Source organism: Streptomyces sp. P9-2, assembly GCF_051903975.1.
GTDB lineage: Bacteria > Actinomycetota > Actinomycetes > Streptomycetales > Streptomycetaceae > Streptomyces > Streptomyces cellulosae.
The window spans coordinates 3,466,917-3,482,768 of sequence record NZ_CP192633.1 but is presented as its reverse complement, the minus strand read 5'-3'; the positions used below and the strand labels follow the sequence as shown (position 1 = coordinate 3,482,768).

At 70.5% G+C, this 15,852-nt stretch carries 13 protein-coding genes; 12 read left to right on the top strand and 1 reads right to left on the bottom strand.

The annotated features are described in order from the left end of the window. Window positions 1-251 precede the first annotated feature (251 nt). Window positions 252-2,036, bottom strand: coding sequence for a helix-turn-helix domain-containing protein (locus ACQY0Z_RS15920; protein WP_254586229.1), 1,785 nt, complete (start codon window positions 2,034-2,036; stop codon window positions 252-254). 219 nt (window positions 2,037-2,255) lie between these two features. Here ACQY0Z_RS15920 and ACQY0Z_RS15915 point away from each other — a divergent pair, with 219 nt between their 5' ends. The 12 genes from ACQY0Z_RS15915 to ACQY0Z_RS15860 all read left to right on the top strand — a co-directional run bounded on the left by ACQY0Z_RS15915 (window position 2,256) and on the right by ACQY0Z_RS15860 (window position 15,839). Next, complete coding sequence (locus tag ACQY0Z_RS15915; protein ID WP_189899532.1) at window positions 2,256-3,371, top strand: FAD binding domain-containing protein; 1,116 nt, start codon at window positions 2,256-2,258, stop codon at window positions 3,369-3,371. A 69-nt stretch (window positions 3,372-3,440) separates the two neighbouring features. Continuing rightward, entirely contained in the window at window positions 3,441-4,637 is a 1,197-nt protein-coding gene (locus tag ACQY0Z_RS15910) for an FAD binding domain-containing protein (RefSeq protein WP_189899530.1), read from the top strand. Between the two features lie 53 nt (window positions 4,638-4,690). Continuing rightward, entirely contained in the window at window positions 4,691-5,140 is a 450-nt protein-coding gene (locus tag ACQY0Z_RS15905) for a cupin domain-containing protein (protein ID WP_189899528.1), read from the top strand. Window positions 5,141-5,291: 151 nt separating this feature from the next. Further along, complete coding sequence (locus ACQY0Z_RS15900; RefSeq protein ID WP_161108459.1) at window positions 5,292-6,176, top strand: FAD binding domain-containing protein; 885 nt, start codon at window positions 5,292-5,294, stop codon at window positions 6,174-6,176. Then, on the top strand, window positions 6,173-6,739 hold the full coding sequence (locus ACQY0Z_RS15895) for a (2Fe-2S)-binding protein (RefSeq protein WP_189899526.1): 567 nt from the start codon (window positions 6,173-6,175) through the stop codon (window positions 6,737-6,739). The genes ACQY0Z_RS15900 and ACQY0Z_RS15895 overlap by 4 nt, the downstream gene beginning before the upstream one ends. Further along, a complete protein-coding gene (locus ACQY0Z_RS15890) occupies window positions 6,739-9,177 on the top strand; it encodes a xanthine dehydrogenase family protein molybdopterin-binding subunit (RefSeq protein ID WP_439812434.1) in 2,439 nt (812 codons plus the stop codon). Before ACQY0Z_RS15895 ends, ACQY0Z_RS15890 begins: the two co-directional genes overlap by 1 nt. Beyond that, window positions 9,177-10,298: an XdhC family protein gene (locus ACQY0Z_RS15885; protein WP_189899523.1), complete on the top strand. Its 1,122-nt coding sequence runs from the start codon at window positions 9,177-9,179 to the stop codon at window positions 10,296-10,298. The genes ACQY0Z_RS15890 and ACQY0Z_RS15885 overlap by 1 nt, the downstream gene beginning before the upstream one ends. Before the next feature lie 39 nt (window positions 10,299-10,337). After that, window positions 10,338-11,015 carry an SRPBCC family protein gene (locus tag ACQY0Z_RS15880; RefSeq protein WP_189899521.1) on the top strand — a complete coding sequence of 226 codons (678 nt, stop codon included), beginning with the start codon at window positions 10,338-10,340 and terminating at the stop codon, window positions 11,013-11,015. Beyond that, entirely contained in the window at window positions 11,005-11,901 is an 897-nt protein-coding gene (locus tag ACQY0Z_RS15875; protein WP_189899519.1) for an AAA family ATPase, read from the top strand. The genes ACQY0Z_RS15880 and ACQY0Z_RS15875 overlap by 11 nt, the downstream gene beginning before the upstream one ends. Then, window positions 11,898-13,115 carry a vWA domain-containing protein gene (locus ACQY0Z_RS15870; RefSeq protein ID WP_439812433.1) on the top strand — a complete coding sequence of 406 codons (1,218 nt, stop codon included), beginning with the start codon at window positions 11,898-11,900 and terminating at the stop codon, window positions 13,113-13,115. The genes ACQY0Z_RS15875 and ACQY0Z_RS15870 overlap by 4 nt, the downstream gene beginning before the upstream one ends. Window positions 13,116-13,173: 58 nt before the next feature. Continuing rightward, the gene (gene moaA / locus ACQY0Z_RS15865) at window positions 13,174-14,160 is read left to right on the top strand and encodes a GTP 3',8-cyclase MoaA (RefSeq protein WP_439813363.1); all 987 of its coding nucleotides are present in this window, start codon (window positions 13,174-13,176) and stop codon (window positions 14,158-14,160) included. Beyond that, window positions 14,064-15,839: an MFS transporter gene (locus ACQY0Z_RS15860; RefSeq protein WP_254586236.1), complete on the top strand. Its 1,776-nt coding sequence runs from the start codon at window positions 14,064-14,066 to the stop codon at window positions 15,837-15,839. The genes moaA and ACQY0Z_RS15860 overlap by 97 nt, the downstream gene beginning before the upstream one ends. The last annotated feature ends 13 nt before the right edge of the window (window positions 15,840-15,852 follow it).

The following is a 15,852-nucleotide window of genomic DNA, read 5'->3' as shown; positions in this document are numbered from 1 at the left end:
TCCGGGGGCCCCGGCCGCGACTGGGGCCCCCGGTGTTCGGGCGTGTCCGATTCCGATGTGCCCTCGCGCGAACCTGGTAGGACCTCGGTTCGCGTCGCGGCAGTTGGTTGCGCACGACGAGCTGCCGCAGAGCCTCGCACCCCGGCCCGGGTCGGTGGCCCGGGCCGGTTGAGGTGCTCCGGCAGCTGGCAGGCGTCGGCGGCGGGGATCCAGGGTCCTGAGGCCGGGTGGGATCGCGCCGTGCGGCATCGTCACCCGAGCCGTTGGGCGTGCTCGGGCCAGGCGTGGCCGAGCACGTCCTCGGTCATCAACGCGGCCTGGACCTGCAGGAGTGTCTCCGGTTGTGAGAGCGGCGACCCGAGCAATTCCTCGATCCGCTTGAGCCGCAGGCCGACGGTGTTCGGGTGCACATACAGCGCGGCTGCCGTGCGGGCGGTGTTCAGGTCCTGCTCCAGGTAGGTCCGCAGCGTCTCGATCAGAGCGGCGTCCCGACGGGAGTCGTACGCGCGCAAGGGTGCCAGGACGCGATCGGCGTACCGGATGAGCTCGCGGGGATCGTCGAGCTGGAGCAGCAGGCCGTACACGCCCAGCTCGGACAGGGTGACCGTCCGGTCCCGCTCTCCGCGCAGCTGCGCGAGTTCCAGGGCGCCACGGGCCACCCGGAAAGCCGCGGCATAGTCGCTCAGTTCGGAGCAGATGGCCCCGACCGCGACGGATACGGTGGAGTCGTTCAGCGTCCGGCCGACCGCCCGGCGAATCATGTGGCCGGCAGTCACCGGGTCGGCCTGCTGGTTCTTCGATGTGTCGTCGGGCCACAACACCACCACGAACTCACCCCAATTGGTGACGAGCGGGCGGGGCCTGACACCGTCGGTCGCGCTGTGCACGATGCCGAGCAGCCGCCGCACGTCGGCCGGACGCGTACCAGTCGCGAGATCCGCCCCCGCCATGCCTGCCGTGGTGGTGTCCGCCTTAATCACCAGCACCGCGTGGGGCCGGGAGAGGTCGTGGCCCAGCGTCCGGGCGCGCGAACCGAGTGTCCCGGACGCTACGCCGGAGAGCAGATCACTCAGCAGGTCCCCCCTCAGCCTCCACTCCACCTCCAGCGCGGTCCGGCGGCGGAGTAGTTCGAGGGCGGCCACAGTGGCTCCGTGTTCCACCGCGCGGTGGCCGAGCGGCCCGAGGTCGACGAGCCGGCCCGGCAGCCAGATCCGTGCCACGAGCTCTCCGCCGAGCAGCACCGGCGCCACGATCCGTGGGCCGCCTTCCGGGTCGGGCAGCTCCGTGAGCCGTTCGGAGCCGGTCTCGTCTGTCTGCTCGCCGTGCGGGACCTCCAGCCGGGTCCCGTCCTTCTCAGCGCTCCCGAGCGGGTGCCCTGCCGGGTCGGTGATGAGCACGGGACGGGCGAGGAGTCCGGAAAGGGCGGCGGCGACGCCTTGCACACCGGCCGCGCGCAACGCAACGGACGTCAGATCCCGGTGGATCTGGTCGGCCTCCTGCAGCAGCCGGTGCTGTGCGGTCAGGGACTCGTTCAACTCCTCAAGATCGGCGATGGTGTCGCGTTCGCGGTCCCGGAGCCGGGCGGTCTCGATGGCTATCCCCGCCTGGTCGGCCAGCGTGATCAGAAGGTCCAGCTCGTCGGCGGCGAAGGTGTGGAGCTGGGTCCGATAGCAGTTCAACGCACCGGCCGGTGCCCCGGCGACCCTGAGCGGTACGGACACCATGGACCGGTAGCCCTGCTCGCGCGCCACCTCCCCCCAGGGCCGGAACATCGGTTCCACCGTGATGTCATCGATCGCCTGGGGCTCGCCGCTGTTGAACGCCCGGCTGGACGGCCCCTCTCCCAGCGGCCCGGGCCCGAGCCGGATCGGGTGGTCGGTGTTGACGCGAGCGACGTACTCGGGGGTGAGACCGTACGACCCCTCGATCACCAACGCGTCCCGGCTGTCGTTGGCCAGCAGCACGGCGCACAGCTCGTACCCCATGAGGGTGCAGGCCTTCTCGGCCACCAGATCCAGGAGGACCGGCAGTGGCACCGGCGCATTCACGGCGGTCGCGATCTCGGCGACGCCCGCAAGCCATCGCCGCACATCGCTCGTGCCGTCATCGGTAGGGTTACGTTTCGCCTCGCACACGGCCCTCACTGTGCAGACACACAGCGAATCCGGCAAGGGGGGTGCCGGCACACATTGAGACGTGGGAGGCGCCCCGGAACAGTGGAGACACAGACTGATACCGGATTGCCAAGGAGTGCCGTGCCTCCACGTGTCGTCGTGATCGGTGGCTCTCTCGGTGGGCTCAATGCAGCACTCCACCTGTACCGGACGGGTGCGGACGTCGAGGTGTTCGAGCGCAACGGACACGAACCGCGCGACGACGGCGCCGGTGTGCTGCTGCCCCCGTCGACCGAAAGGCTGCTCGCCGAGTGCGGTGCTTTCCCCGTCGGCGTGGCGCGGACGGTGCGCCATTTCGACGCCCAGGGAGGGCTCCTTCGTGAAGAGCCACGCGCCCACCGCTTCGCGTCCTGGGCCGCGCTGCACCGGGCGCTGCTGACGGCATTGGGCCGGGACAGGGTGCGGCGAAACCACGCGGTGGTCGGTCTCGAGCAGGACGGCCGATCCGCCGCGGCCCTTTTCCGCGGCGGGCGGATCGAGCGGGCCGACCTGGTGGTCTGCGCCGACGGCACCGGCTCGACGAGCCGGCGGCTGCTGCTTCCGCGATCCTTCCCGCGCTATGCCGGCTATGTGGCCTGGCGTGGCCGGGTCCACGAGAGCTCCTTGCCGCCGTCCGCGGCCCGGGCCCTCGCCGGGGCGGTGAGCTTTCTCCGGCTCCCGGACAGCCATGTGAGGGTGAGTCCCGCACCGGGGCACCTGCTCGACTTCGTCTGGTACCGCGATCTCCCGGACGGCCGTGCGCTCACCGCGACGCTCACCGACCGCACCGGTACCCAGCGCTCACTGACGGTGCCGGCGGACATGGTGCCCGACGCGTCCGTGCGACGGATGCGGGAAGCGGCGGCGGAGATGATGCCGCCGTTCTTCGCCGAGCTGGTGTCACGGGCACCGGAGCCGTACGTCGAGCAGGTCGTCGACGTCACAGTGCCCCGGATGGTCGTCGGGCGGATCTGCCTGATCGGCGACGCGGCCTTCACGTCCCGTCCTCCCGCGACGGCGGGCGCGGCGAAGGCGGTCGAGGACGGCTGGTCCCTCGCCGCGGCGGTCGGTCGTACGGGCACCGATGTGCCGGACGCTCTCGCGGAGTGGGAACCAGCCCGGCTGGAGCGGGGGCGTCGGCTGGTCGCCGGAGCATGCGCCCTCGGCCGCTCCGCAGGACTGTGGGAGTCCACAGCGAAATGGCCTTTCACCGTGTAGCCACACATGTTCCGCCCGAGCCTCGAAGGCCAGTCTGATCTAGGCCAGTACATGACCTGGAGGCAGATGATGAACGAATACGGTCGGCTGCGGGTGGCGGTGGTCGGCGGGTCCATGGGCGGCCTGACCGCCGCCCTGGTCCTGCGCGAGCTCGGTTGCCAGGTGGATGTGTACGAGCGGTCGCCCGAGCTGCTCGACGGGCGCGGGGCGGGCGTGGTCCTGCAGCCCGACACCGTGCGCTGGTTCGAGGAGCACGGTGGAATCGCCGCGGTGGAAAAGGTCAGCACCGGATCGTCGACGCTGCGTTACCTCGGACCGGGCAACGAGATCATTCATGACGAGCCCAGCGCATGGCGGTTCACCTCGTGGACGGCTACCTACCGGGCTCTCCTCGACGATTTCGGGACCGAGCGGTACCACCTGGGTGAGCATGTGGCAGGGCTCGACCAGGACGCCGACCAGGTAACGCTGAGATTCGTCAGCGGGCGGCGGGTCCACGCCGACCTGGTGGTGTTCGCGGACGGCATCTCCTCGACCGGTCGACGGCGGCTGCTGCCGGAGGTCCGGGCGCAGTACTCCGGCTATGTCGGATGGCGCGGCACCGTGCTGGAGAGCGCGGTCAGCGAGGAGACGTTCGAACTTCTGCACGACTCGCTCGCCTACTCGGTCGGACCGAGCACGCACATCTGCATGTACCCGATACCCGGCCCGGCCGGAGAGCTTGAGATCGGCAAGCGGCATCTGAACTACGTCTGGTACCGCAATGTCGCCGAGGGGCCCGAGCTGGACGAGCTGCTCACCGACAAGCGGGGCTTCCCCTGCGCGGTGTCGGTACACCCCGGGATGGTCCAGGACCGTTACGTCGAGGAACTGCGCGCCGCGGCACGAGAGCTGCTGGCGCCGGCCGCTGCCGAGATCGTGGAGCGCACCGAGGAGCCGTTCATCCAGCCCGTCCTCGACATCGAGGTGCCCAGGATGGCCTTCGGCCGGGTCGCTCTCACGGGTGACGCCGCCTTCGCCGCGCGGCCACACGCAGCCGCCGGTACCGCGAAGGCCGCCGCCGACGCCTGGGCTCTGGCCGCCGCGCTGCGCGAGACCGGCGGCGACGTGGTCTCCGCCCTGGCGAAGTGGGAGCCCGGCCGGCTGGAGCTCGGCCACAGCCTGCTGAGCCGGGTCCGTGCCATGGGCACCCGCTACCAGGTCGACGGCACCGCCGATCCTCGCGACCGTTCGCTGCGATTCGGGCTGTACGGCCCGGACCGGTGAAGCCGACGGCCGTCAGACAGCAGACATCCGTACGACAGGAAAGGATCCACGCCATGCCTGAGATTCCCGAGGTACAGGTGGTCCGGCACGAGGAGCTCGACGACGACACCCCGCAGACGCCCGGTCTGCAGCGCTTCGAGGCGGTGTCCGCGAAACGCCTCGGCTCCAGGGAGCTGTGGATGGGCCTGTCCGTGCTCCCGGCGGGCGCGAAGACGGGCGTCCACCATCACGGCGAGTCGGAGACGGCTCTGTACGTGCTCAGCGGCGTCGGCCGCTGGTGGGTGGGCGACCGGCTGGACCAGGCCCGCGAGGCGCATGCGGGGGACTTCGTGTTCATCCCGCCGGGCGCCGTGCACTGGGAGGAGAACGGCAGCGACACCGAGCCGGTACGGATGATTGTCGCGCGCAGTACGCAGGACGCCATCGTCGTCAATCTCGATCATCACCCGTACGCTCCCGCGCACCGCTCGGACCCCACCCAGGACCGGGCGTCCCATGGTTGAGGACACATGATCCGCCCCACACCCTGTGGGGCACCACAGTCACCTGCCGGATGGCCCGTCGTAATCTCGGGGTAACCGCACCCCCCGCCGACCTCGGCCCCGGGCCCCCGGTCACCCGCCCTTCCGCAGGAGCCGCACCGAAGGACAGGCAATGAAGCCGCCCGCATTCACGTACTGCGATCCCGATTCCGTCGACGAAGCCGTCGCGCTCAAGAACGAGTACGGCATCGACTCCCTCGTCCTCGCCGGAGGACAGAGTCTCCTCCCCATGTTGAACATCCGGCTTGCCAGGCCGGAGGCACTGATCGACATCAACAGAATCAGTGACCTGCAGAAGATCGAGCGCTGGTCCGACGTCCTGGAGATCGGCGCAGGGGTCCGGCAGTACCAGCTCGAGGACCACCCTCTCGTCCAGGAACTGGTGCCGCTGCTGCCCCAGGCCGTCAAATTCATCGGCCACATCGAGAACCGCCACCGCGGCACCGTCGGCGGGAGCATCGCGCACGCCGACTCCGCCGCCGAACTGCCGTGCACGGCGGTGGCCCTCGACGCGACGCTGGTCGTGCGTGGCCCGTCGGGCTCGCGCACCATCGCCGCCCGGGACTTCTTCCAGGGCTGGATGACCACCGCCCTGGAGCCCGAGGAGGTCCTCGTGGCGGTCCGCTACCCGGTCATGCCGTGGACCGCCGGCCACGGGTTCGTCGAGGTCGCCAGGCGGGAGGGCGACTTCGCGCTCGCCGGTGCCGCCGCGGTGGTGAACCTCGGCGAGGACGGCCGCATCGCCTCCCTCGCCGTCAGTGCCGCCAGCATCTCGGACACCCCCGTCCGCGCCACCGCGGTCGAGCAGGCGCTGGCCGGCGAGCTGCCGACCAAGGAGAACATCGCCAGGGCCGCCAAGGAGATCGTGCCCTCGGTGACCTCGGGAGACGACATGCACGCCACACGCGCGTACCGACAGCACCTGGCCACCGTGGTGGTGCAGCGAGCGATCACCGCGGCCGTGGCCCGCGCCCACGAGAGGAGCAACGCCCAGTGACGACCTCCACCGGCAGCAAGTACGGCACCGGCCAGCGGACCGTGACCGTGCGCGTCAACGGCCGGGATGTGACGCGCGAGGTGTCGACGCGCACCACACTCGCCGACTTCCTGCGCGACGATCTCGACCTTGTCAGCGTCCATCTCGGCTGCGAACACGGCGTGTGCGGATGTTGCACCATCCTCCTCGACGGCCACTCGGTGCGCTCCTGCCTGATGCTCGCCGTCCAGGCGGACGGACACGCGGTCGAGACCGTCGAGAGCCTTTCCGGCAACCCGGCGGAGCTGCACCCCATCCAGGAGTCCTTCGCCGAGGAACAGGGGCTGCAGTGCGGCTTCTGCACGCCCGCGATGGTGCTGCGCACGAAGGAGATCATCGAGACCGGTCGTGAGCTGACCGACGCCGAGGTGCGCCACGAGATCTCCGGAATCCTGTGCCGCTGCACCGGCTACCAGAACATCGTCAACGCGGTCCAGTCCGCCAGTGCCAAGCTCCGCTGCGGTGCGGCCGGGGCCGGCTGCGGCGCGGCGGCGACCGACGACAGCACGGGAGGTCGTCACTGATGGCCACGGAGCACGCGAACACCGAGGAGAAGTCCGGCTACAAGTACCTCGGTGCGGACCGCAAGAGGGTCGAGGACCCGCGGCTGCTGGTCGGCCGTGGCGGGTACATCGCCGACCTCAAACTGCCGGGGATGCTGCACGCCGCGATCCTGCGCAGCCCCGTGCCGCACGCGCGGATCCGGTCCGTCGACGCCACCGAGGCGCTGAAGCTGCCGGGAGTCGTCGCCGTGGTCACGGGCGAGGACTGCAAGGCGAAGATGAACCCCTGCATGAACTTCGGCCCGGCATCGATCGCCCAGTACCCGCTCGCGGTGGACAAGGTCCGCTACGTCGGCGAGGCCGTCGCAGCGGTCGTCGCGGAGAGCAGGTACATCGCCGAGGACGCCGTGGAACTGCTCGAGGTCGACTTCGAGGATCTCCCGCCGGTCACCGACCCGATGGCGGCGATGGAGCCCGGGTCCGCCCTGCTGCACGAGGAGCACGGCAGCAACATCGGCTACGAGCGGACCTTCGAGTTCGGCGATGTGAACGCCGCGTTCTCCCAGGCCGACTTCGTGGTGGAGGACACCCTCCACTGGGGCCGCTCGGCAGGCATGCCGATGGAGACCTCGGGCGCGGTGGCCCACCCGGGGCTCAACGGCGTGCTGGAGATCTACTGCAACTCGCTCAACTTCAGCTACTTCTCCTTCCTGATCGCCTCGGCGCTGAAGCTGCCGTCCAACAAGCTGACGATGAAGCCGGTTCCGGCCGGCGGCAGCTTCGGCAGCAAGTTCACCGCGCACAAGGTGCCCACCCTCACCGGCTTCCTGGCCCTGCAGGTGGGGCGCCCGGTCTCGTACATCGAGGACCGGATCGACCACCTGATGAACTCCGATCACCACGCCTCCGACCGCTACTACGACGCCCGCATGGGCTTCCGCGACGACGGCACGATCGTCGGACTCGACATCGACGTCGTCGACGACTACGGCGCCTACATGCAGTTCGGCGTCGGCACCCACGGCAACGCCTTCTCCCAGATCGTCGGCCCTTACCGGTTCCGGGACGTGAAGTACCACGTGCGTGCCGTGCTCACGAACAAGTGCCAGCAGGGCGCCTACCGCGGCTTCGGCTCCGAGGTGCACAACTGGGTGCTGGAACGGCTGGTCGACAAGGCGGCGCGCCGGCTCGGGCTCGCGCCGGAGGAGATCCGCCGCCGCAACTTCATCCAGCCCGACCAGTTCCCGTACAAGATCCCCGGCGGCAACGTCTACGACAGCGGCAACTATCCGGCGGTGCTGGACAAGGCACTGTCGATGATCGACCTGGACAAGTGGCGCGACGAGCAGAAGCGGCTGCGGGAGGAGGAGGGCCGCTACATCGGCATCGGCCTGGCCACCACCCAGGAGCGAAGCGTGTTCAGTGCCACCGAGTTCTGGGCGCTGATGGACAATCCGGCGTTCCCCCTCACCTCGAGCCCCGAGAGCGCGACGGTGACGATCGACCCCACCGGCGAGTTCCAGCTGCTGCTGCACTGCCAGTCGATGTGGGGCAACAGCCCTGAGACGGTGGGCGCCACCGTGCTGGCGGAGGAGTTCGGCATCGTGCCGGAGAGCGTCAACATCCGGTACGCCGACTCCGCTCACGCGCTGCCGGGCACCGGCCCGGGCGGCAGCCGCTACACCGTCATGCTGGCCGGTGCCGTACGAGGCGCGGCGCGCAAGCTGCAGAAGAAGCTCATCGACATCGCCGCGCACACCCTCGAAGTGGCCGCGGAGGACCTCGAGCTGGTCGACGCACGCGTCCAGGTCAAGGGCGCACCCGAGCGAAGTCTGACGCTGGCCGAACTGGCGGGGACCGCGTACTTCTTCGCGCTCAACCTGCCCGAGGGCATGACGAGCGGGCTGGAGGAGTCGTACACCTACGACCACCCGTACACGACGCTGCCGTCACCGGACCGCTCGGACCTGGGCGTCTTCTATCCGATCATGGGCCATGCCTGCCACATCGCGGTCCTGGAGGTCGACCCCGACACCGGGATCCTGTCCTTCCTCGACTACGTGGCGGTGCACGACGCCGGGACGATCGTGAACCCCAAGAGTCTGGGGGGCCACGTCACCGGCGGCGCCGCGCAGGGGCTCGGGTCCACGTTGTACGAGGAGCTGGCCTACGACGAGGACGGGCAGTTCAAGTCCTCGACGTTCATGGACTACCTGATTCCCACGGCCAACGAGGTTCCGGCGTTCCGCATGGCGCACGTCGAGACGCCCTCGCCCTTCACCGAATACGGCATCAAGGGCGGCGGCGAGGGCGGCCGCATGGTGACCCCGTCGGTCGTCTCCGCAGCCATTGACGACGCGCTTCGGGACTTCGGGATGCGGGTCCGGGAGCTTCCGGTCAAGCCCTCGGAGATCGTGGCGACGGTGCAGGCGGGGCGCGCTGCGGCAGGGTCCGCCTGATGTCCGCCACCGCCGCGGAGCTCCTCGCGGTCCTCGGTGAGCTTCGGCCCGAGGACCGTGAGGGTCGGCCTCGCCCGCTCGCCCTTGCCACGCTTGTCGCCGTGCGCGGCTCGTCCTACCGCCGGCCCGGAGCCCGGCTGCTGGTACGCGAGGACTGCAGCACGGCCGGCAACCTCACCGGCGGCTGCCTCGACGCCGAGATCGTCGAGGCAGCCCGTGACGTCGAAGGGACCGGGGCCGCCCGAATCGTGACGTTCGACCTCACGGCCGAGGAGGAAGCCGTCCTCGGCTGGGGCATGGGATGCAACGGCGTGCTCGACATCCTCGTCGAACCGGCCGAGTCCGCGCGGGCCGCGGGACACGTGCTCGCCGAAGCGGTGTCGGCCCGCCGCAGGGCCACGCTGCTGACGCTGGTCTCGGGCACGGCCGTCGGCCGGCGCTGGTGGCAGGTGGACTCCGAGGAGCCGACCGGCGGGGCCGACGCCGGGCCCCCGCCGAGCGCGGTCCGGTCCGCGCTCGCCGCAGGCAGAAGCGGCCTGGTGACGCTGCCCTCCGCAGCGGGTGAGGTGCGGGCGTTCGTCGAGGTCCTGCAGCCGCCGCCGCGGCTCGTGGTGTGCGGTGCGGGCGTCGACGCGGTGCCGGTGACCCGCCGCGCCGCGGAGCTCGGCTGGGATGTGGTCGTGGTCGACGACCGGCGGCTCGTGCTGGACCCCGACCGCTTCCCGCCCGGGACCACCCTGATCGTCAGCGCTGCGGGCACGGCCCGTGAGCTGCCGGTGGACGACAACACCTATGTCGTCGTGATGAGCCACAACTTCCTGCGGGACCGCGACTACCTGGGCGCGGCGCTCCGCACGAACGCCCGGTACATCGGGGTCCTCGGCCCCCGGCTGCGGCTCCAGCGGCTGCTCGACGACCTCGCCCGCGACGGAGTGCTGCCGACCGAACGTGACGGGCTGCGTCTCCATGGCCCGGCCGGGCTGGACCTCGGCGCGCAGGGGCCGGACGAGATCGCCCTCTCGATCGTCGCCGAAGTCCTGGCCGCCAGTCGCGGACGCTCCGGCCAGGAGCCCGTCAGCCGCCCGTACGCGCTGGATCTCGCAGCAGAGCCCGCTGCCTGAGAGAGACCGTTACCCCAACGCAATCGATAGGAACACGCCGTGCAACTCCAGAACTCATTCCTGGTGTCCTCCCCGGTCGACAAGGCCTGGGACTTCTTCCTCGACGTCGAGAACATCGTTCCGTGCATGCCGGGGGCGGAGCTCGTCGAGACCGTCGACGACAAGAACTGGCGCGGTCGGCTGAAGATCAAGTTCGGTCCGGTGGCGATGGCTTTCGAGGGCACCGTCGAGATGGTCGAGCGCGACGACGCCGAGCGGCGGATGATGTTGCGCGGCGCGGGCAAGGACCAGCGCGGCCGCGGCAACGCGTCGGCCGACATCCACGTGGTGGTCGAGCCCGGCCCGCAGCCGGACACCACGTCGGTGTCGGTGTTCACGGACCTCAAGGTGAGCGGTCAGATAGCCCAGTTCGGACGCGGCATGATGCAGGACGTCTCCGAGCAGATGACGAAGAAGTTCGCCCACTCGCTGCAGGCCCGCCTGCAGCAGTCGGAGCCGGTCCTGGTCGCGGAACCGGGGCAGGAGCCGAGCGGGGAGTGGGGCGCGTCGGCCCCCGTGGAGGGAGCTCCCGCCCCGGCGCAGGCGCCGGCCCGGCCCGCCCCCCGGGAAGCCGAGGCGGTCGCCGGGTTCCGGCTGCTGATGGGCCTCCTCGTACGCGCCCTTCTGCGGCAGTTCGGAAAGCTGCGCGGATCCGAAGGAGCACGGCGTGGCAACTGATGTCCAGCCGGCGACGTCCGGGGGCCGCAACAGCATCTCCTCGGTCACCGAGGTCAAGGAGCGGCTCGGGCAGTTCCGTTACCTCGCCGACGAGGGACTCGCCACGGCCGCGTACCTGGCCCTCGGCCTGGAGCGCCCGCTCCTGCTCGAGGGCGAGAACGGCGTCGGCAAGACCGAGATCGCCAAGGCACTGTCCGGGCTGCTGGGCCGCGAGCTGATCCGCCTGCAGTGCTACGAGGGCATCGACACCAGCCAGGCCCTCTACGACTGGCACTACGGACGTCAGCTGCTCGCCGTGCGGGGCGCCGGGGACGGCGGGGCGGAAAACGTCTTCACCCGGGACTATCTGCTCACGCGCCCGCTCCTGGACGCCTTGGAGAAGGGCGACCGCGCCGTGCTGCTGATCGATGAAATCGACCGTGCGGACGATGAGTTCGAAGCATTTCTCCTGGAGCTGCTGTCGGACTTCGCGGTCACGATCCCCGAGGTGGGCCGGATCGAGGCGTCCTCGCGCCCGTTGGTCGTCCTCACCTCCAACCGCACCAGGGATCTGCACAACGCTCTGCGTCGGCGCTGCCTCTACTACTGGGTGGAGCATCCGGACACCGAACGCGAATTCCAGATCCTCAGGCTGCGCGCACCGGAGGTCCCGGAGCCGCTCGCCAGGGAGGTCGCCGCTGCCGTACGGCGGGTCCGCGGGCTCGGCCTCGGCAATCCGCCAGGGGTGGGAGAGAGCATCGACTGGGCCAACGCCCTGCACATGCTGGGTGTTTCCACGCTCTCGCCGGAGACGGCCGCGGCCACCCTGAGCGCCCTGGTCAAGGACGTGGACGACCAGCGGGTGGTGCGGGACCGGATCGCCGACGTCCTGCCGACGGCGCCATGATCGCGCCCTCGGCGTCCCCGGCCGACGTGACCGGCCGCGCATGCGTGGAATTCGTCGCACTGCTCAGGGACCGGGGCCTGCAGTCCGGACCCGAGCAGACCGTGGCGTTCTACTCGGCGCTGCACCTGATGGGCGCGGACTCCGCAGGCCCACCCGGCATACGGCAGATGTACTGGGCCGGTCGCGCGGTGCTGGTCAGCCACCGGCACCACTACCCGGTGTACGACCGCGCGTTCGCCGACTTCTTCGGGGGCTCGCCCACCGATGCGCAGGAGGGGCCGCCCACGCCCAAAGCTGTGCCGACGAGCATCCACGAGCGGGAGGACGCCGCGCCCGGCACGCCGACCCCCCGGGCCGCCGACGCCGACGACGAGCAGGCCGACAATGCCCGGCTGGTCCCCAGCGAGGTGCAGCTGCTGAAGGAGAAGTCCTTCGGCGCGATGACTCCGGAGGAACGGCGCCGGGTCGCCGCGCTGATCCGCCGGCTGCGCCCGGACCTCCCCCGGCGACGCAGCAGGCGGCAGCAGCCGGCGACTGTGGGCCGGTATCTCCACGTCCGGGGTCTGCTGCGCGGATCGCTGCGGACGGATGGCGAGCCGATGCGGCTGCCCCGCCGCCGGCAGCGCTTCCGGGAGCGTCCGCTGACCCTGGTGGTCGACGTGTCCGGGTCCATGGCGCCGTACGCCAAAGCGCTGCTGCGCTTCGGCCATGCGCTGATGCACGCGGGACATCGGGTGGAGGTGTTCACCTGCGGGGTGCATCTGACCCGTGTCACCGACGCTCTGCGCAAGGTGTCGGTGGACGCCGCTTTGCGTCACATCGGCGGTGTCGTCGACGACTGGGACGGCGGCACCCTGCTCGGCACCTCGATGCGTGAGCTCGTCGAACGCTACGGCGGGCACTCCTCGGTGCGTGGCGCGCTGATCGTGGTGTGTTCCGACGGCCTGGACCGGGACGACCCGGCGACGCTGGGCGAGGCGATGCGCAACCTGTCGCGCCGGGCTCACCGCGTCGTGTGGCTCAACCCCCTGAAGGGCGATCCGCGGTACCGGCCGCTCGCCCGGGGTATGGCCGCCGCGCTGCCCCATATCGACATCTTCCTGCCCGGTCACAACCTTGCAAGCCTCGAGAACATGTGCCGGGCGATCACCACGCGGCACATGCCACGACGGAAAGCCGTGTCCCATGCCCCAGCCCACGCCACAACCGATTGACCTCGGCCTGCCCCGTACCAGGCGAGCCCCCGACCTCGCGGGCCGCCCGGACACCCCGCTGCTGGTCGACCGCTTCGGCCGCTCGGCCACGGACCTGCGGGTCTCGCTCACCGACCGCTGCAACCTGCGCTGCACCTACTGCATGCCGGAGGAAGGCCTGGACTGGATGCCCGGGCCCGGCCTGCTGGACGACGACGAGGTCATCGCCCTCATCACGGTCGCGGTGCACCGGCTCGGCGTCACCGAGGTCCGGTTCACCGGTGGCGAGCCGCTGCTGCGACGGGGGCTGGAGAAGATCGTCGCGGCCACCGCCGCCTTGTCGCCGCGGCCCCGGATCTCGCTCACCTCCAACGGCGTCGGGCTGGCCCGGCGTATCGACGCGCTGGCAACCGCCGGTCTGGACCGGGTCAACATCTCGCTCGACACCGTGCGCGCCGACCGGTACCGCATGATCACCCGGCGGGACCGGTTCGACGACGTCCTGGCCGGACTGGCCGCCGCCAAGGCCCACGGCCTGGGGCCGGTGAAGATCAACGCGGTGCTGCTGCGGGGCGTGAACGACGACGAGGCGGTGCCTCTGCTGCGCTTCTGCCTCGAACACGGTTACCAGCTGCGCTTCATCGAGCAGATGCCGCTCGACGCCCAACACAGTTGGGACAGAGCACAGATGGTCACCGCTGCGGAAGTTCTGGATTCACTGGGTGCCGCCTTCACCCTGGCCCCCATTGCCGACCCACGGGGGTCGGCGCCCGCCGAGCGCTGGCTGGTGAACGGCGGCCCGGCGACGGTGGGTGTGATCGCGTCGACGACCAGGCCGTTCTGCGACGCGTGCGACCGTACCCGGCTGACCGCCGACGGCCAGGTGCGCAACTGTCTGTTCAGCCGGACCGAGACCGATCTCCGCGGCCCGCTTCGAGCCGGAGCGGACGAGGAGACCCTGGCCGGCCTGTGGCGGGGCTCGGCGTGGGCCAAGGCGGCCGGCCATGGGATCAACGATGCGGGGTTCACACAGCCGGGGCGCTCGATGAGCGCCATCGGTGGATGAGGGGGACACGGGTGCACTCCATCGCCGAACGCGCCGGGCGGCGCGCGTACAGCGCCGGCTTCTGGTTCGTGGCATGTGGCTTCGCGACCGTGATGTCGTTCGGCACGGTGCCCACGCCGCTGTACGTGCTCTACCAGGCCCGTGACCACCTCTCGGCGACGACGGTGACCGTGGTGTTCGCCGCGTACGCGGTGGGCGTACTGCTCAGCCTGTTTCTGCTGGGCCACTTCTCCGACGTGCTCGGCCGGCGGCGGGTGCTGCTGCCCGCGGTGTACGTCGCCGTCGTCGCCGACTTGTGCTTCCTCTTCTGGTCGTCACTGCCCGGACTGATCGTCGCGCGGGTGCTCACGGGCGTCTCGGTCGGACTGATCGCCACGACGGCCACGGCTTACCTGGCTGAGCTTCACCGGGCTGCCCGTCCCGGGGGAAGCATGCGGCGGGCGGAGGTGGTCGCGACCGCGGCGAATCTGGGCGGTCTCGGCCTGGGCCCGGTCGTCGCCGGTGCGCTCGCGGATCTCGCGCCCCGTCCGCTGCAACTGCCTTACTGGATCTATCTGGTCCTGCTGCTGGTGATGGCCGGGCTGATGAGCCTGGCTCCTGAGACCATCGACGTTTCCGAGCCTCGCCCGCCGTACCGCGTGCGGCGCATCGACGTGCCCGCCGCACAGCGCCGCCGGTTCCTCGCCGAAGCCGCCTCGGCGTTCGTCAGCTTCGCCCTGTTCGGACTGTTCGCCGCGCTGGGGCCGTCGTTCGTCCTCGACACCCTGCACGAGCCGTCGCACACCGTCGGCGGGCTCGCCGCCACGACCGCGCTGGGATCTGCCGCTGTCGCGCAGGCCCTGGTACGTGAGCGGGAGACGACCGCCCGCCGCACGGTCGGGCCGGCCTTCGCCGCCCTGCTGGTCGGGCTGGGCATCGTGGTCGTCGCGGTATGGTTCGGCGCCCTGACCATGTTCCTGGCCGGCGCGGTCGTCGGTGGTGCCGGCGCGGGACTCGCCTTCGCCGCTGCGGTCAAGGCCGTGGCGGACAGCGCCTCCTCGCAGAACCGGGCAGACGCGTTGTCCGGACTGTTCCTGGCCGCTTACCTCGGAATCACTCTGCCCGTCGTCGGCCTCGGTGCAGCGACCCAGCTCGTCTCCCAGCCGCTCGCTCTCACCGCCTTCGCCGTGGTGATGGCGGCGGCGACGGTGGCTGCCGGGCTCGTTGCACTCAGCGCACGGGTTGTGTCCGACGCGCATTCAGGTGACGTGACGTCAGGCACGGATCGTTACTGCCGGCTGACCGACCGCCCCCTGAGCGTGGACGAGGTGCTGAACGCGGTCACGGGGCCGGGCCAAGGCGGCACCGTGGTCTTCATCGGCACCGTGCGGGACCACAACAACGGCAAGTCGGTGACGCGTCTGGAGTACGAGGCGTATCCGAGTCTGGCGATGAAGGTGCTGACCGACATCATCCGCCGCTGCGAGGCCACCGCACCCGGGGTCCGCGTCGCCGTCGCGCACCGAACCGGCCGGCTCGAGATCGGGGAACCCGCCGTCGTCCTCGCCGCGGCGGCCCCCCACCGAGCCGAAGCGTTCGAGGCCGCCCGCGCGTGTATCGAGCTGCTCAAGGAAGAAGTCCCGATCTGGAAGAAGGAGTTCTCCCCCGATGGCGCCGAGTGGATCGGGACCGGACCGTGAAGCCTGATCGTCG

What these genes read in the sequence shown, in the direction of transcription:
- ACQY0Z_RS15890 (WP_439812434.1), top strand. Translation starts at nt 6,739, where the DNA reads ATGGCCACGGAGCACGCGAACACCGAGGAGAAGTCCGGCTACAAGTAC.
- ACQY0Z_RS15885 (WP_189899523.1), top strand. Translation starts at nt 9,177, where the DNA reads ATGTCCGCCACCGCCGCGGAGCTCCTCGCGGTCCTCGGTGAGCTTCGG.
- ACQY0Z_RS15905 (WP_189899528.1), top strand. Translation starts at nt 4,691, where the DNA reads ATGCCTGAGATTCCCGAGGTACAGGTGGTCCGGCACGAGGAGCTCGAC.
- ACQY0Z_RS15900 (WP_161108459.1), top strand. Translation starts at nt 5,292, where the DNA reads ATGAAGCCGCCCGCATTCACGTACTGCGATCCCGATTCCGTCGACGAA.
- ACQY0Z_RS15870 (WP_439812433.1), top strand. Translation starts at nt 11,898, where the DNA reads ATGATCGCGCCCTCGGCGTCCCCGGCCGACGTGACCGGCCGCGCATGC.
- ACQY0Z_RS15910 (WP_189899530.1), top strand. Translation starts at nt 3,441, where the DNA reads ATGAACGAATACGGTCGGCTGCGGGTGGCGGTGGTCGGCGGGTCCATG.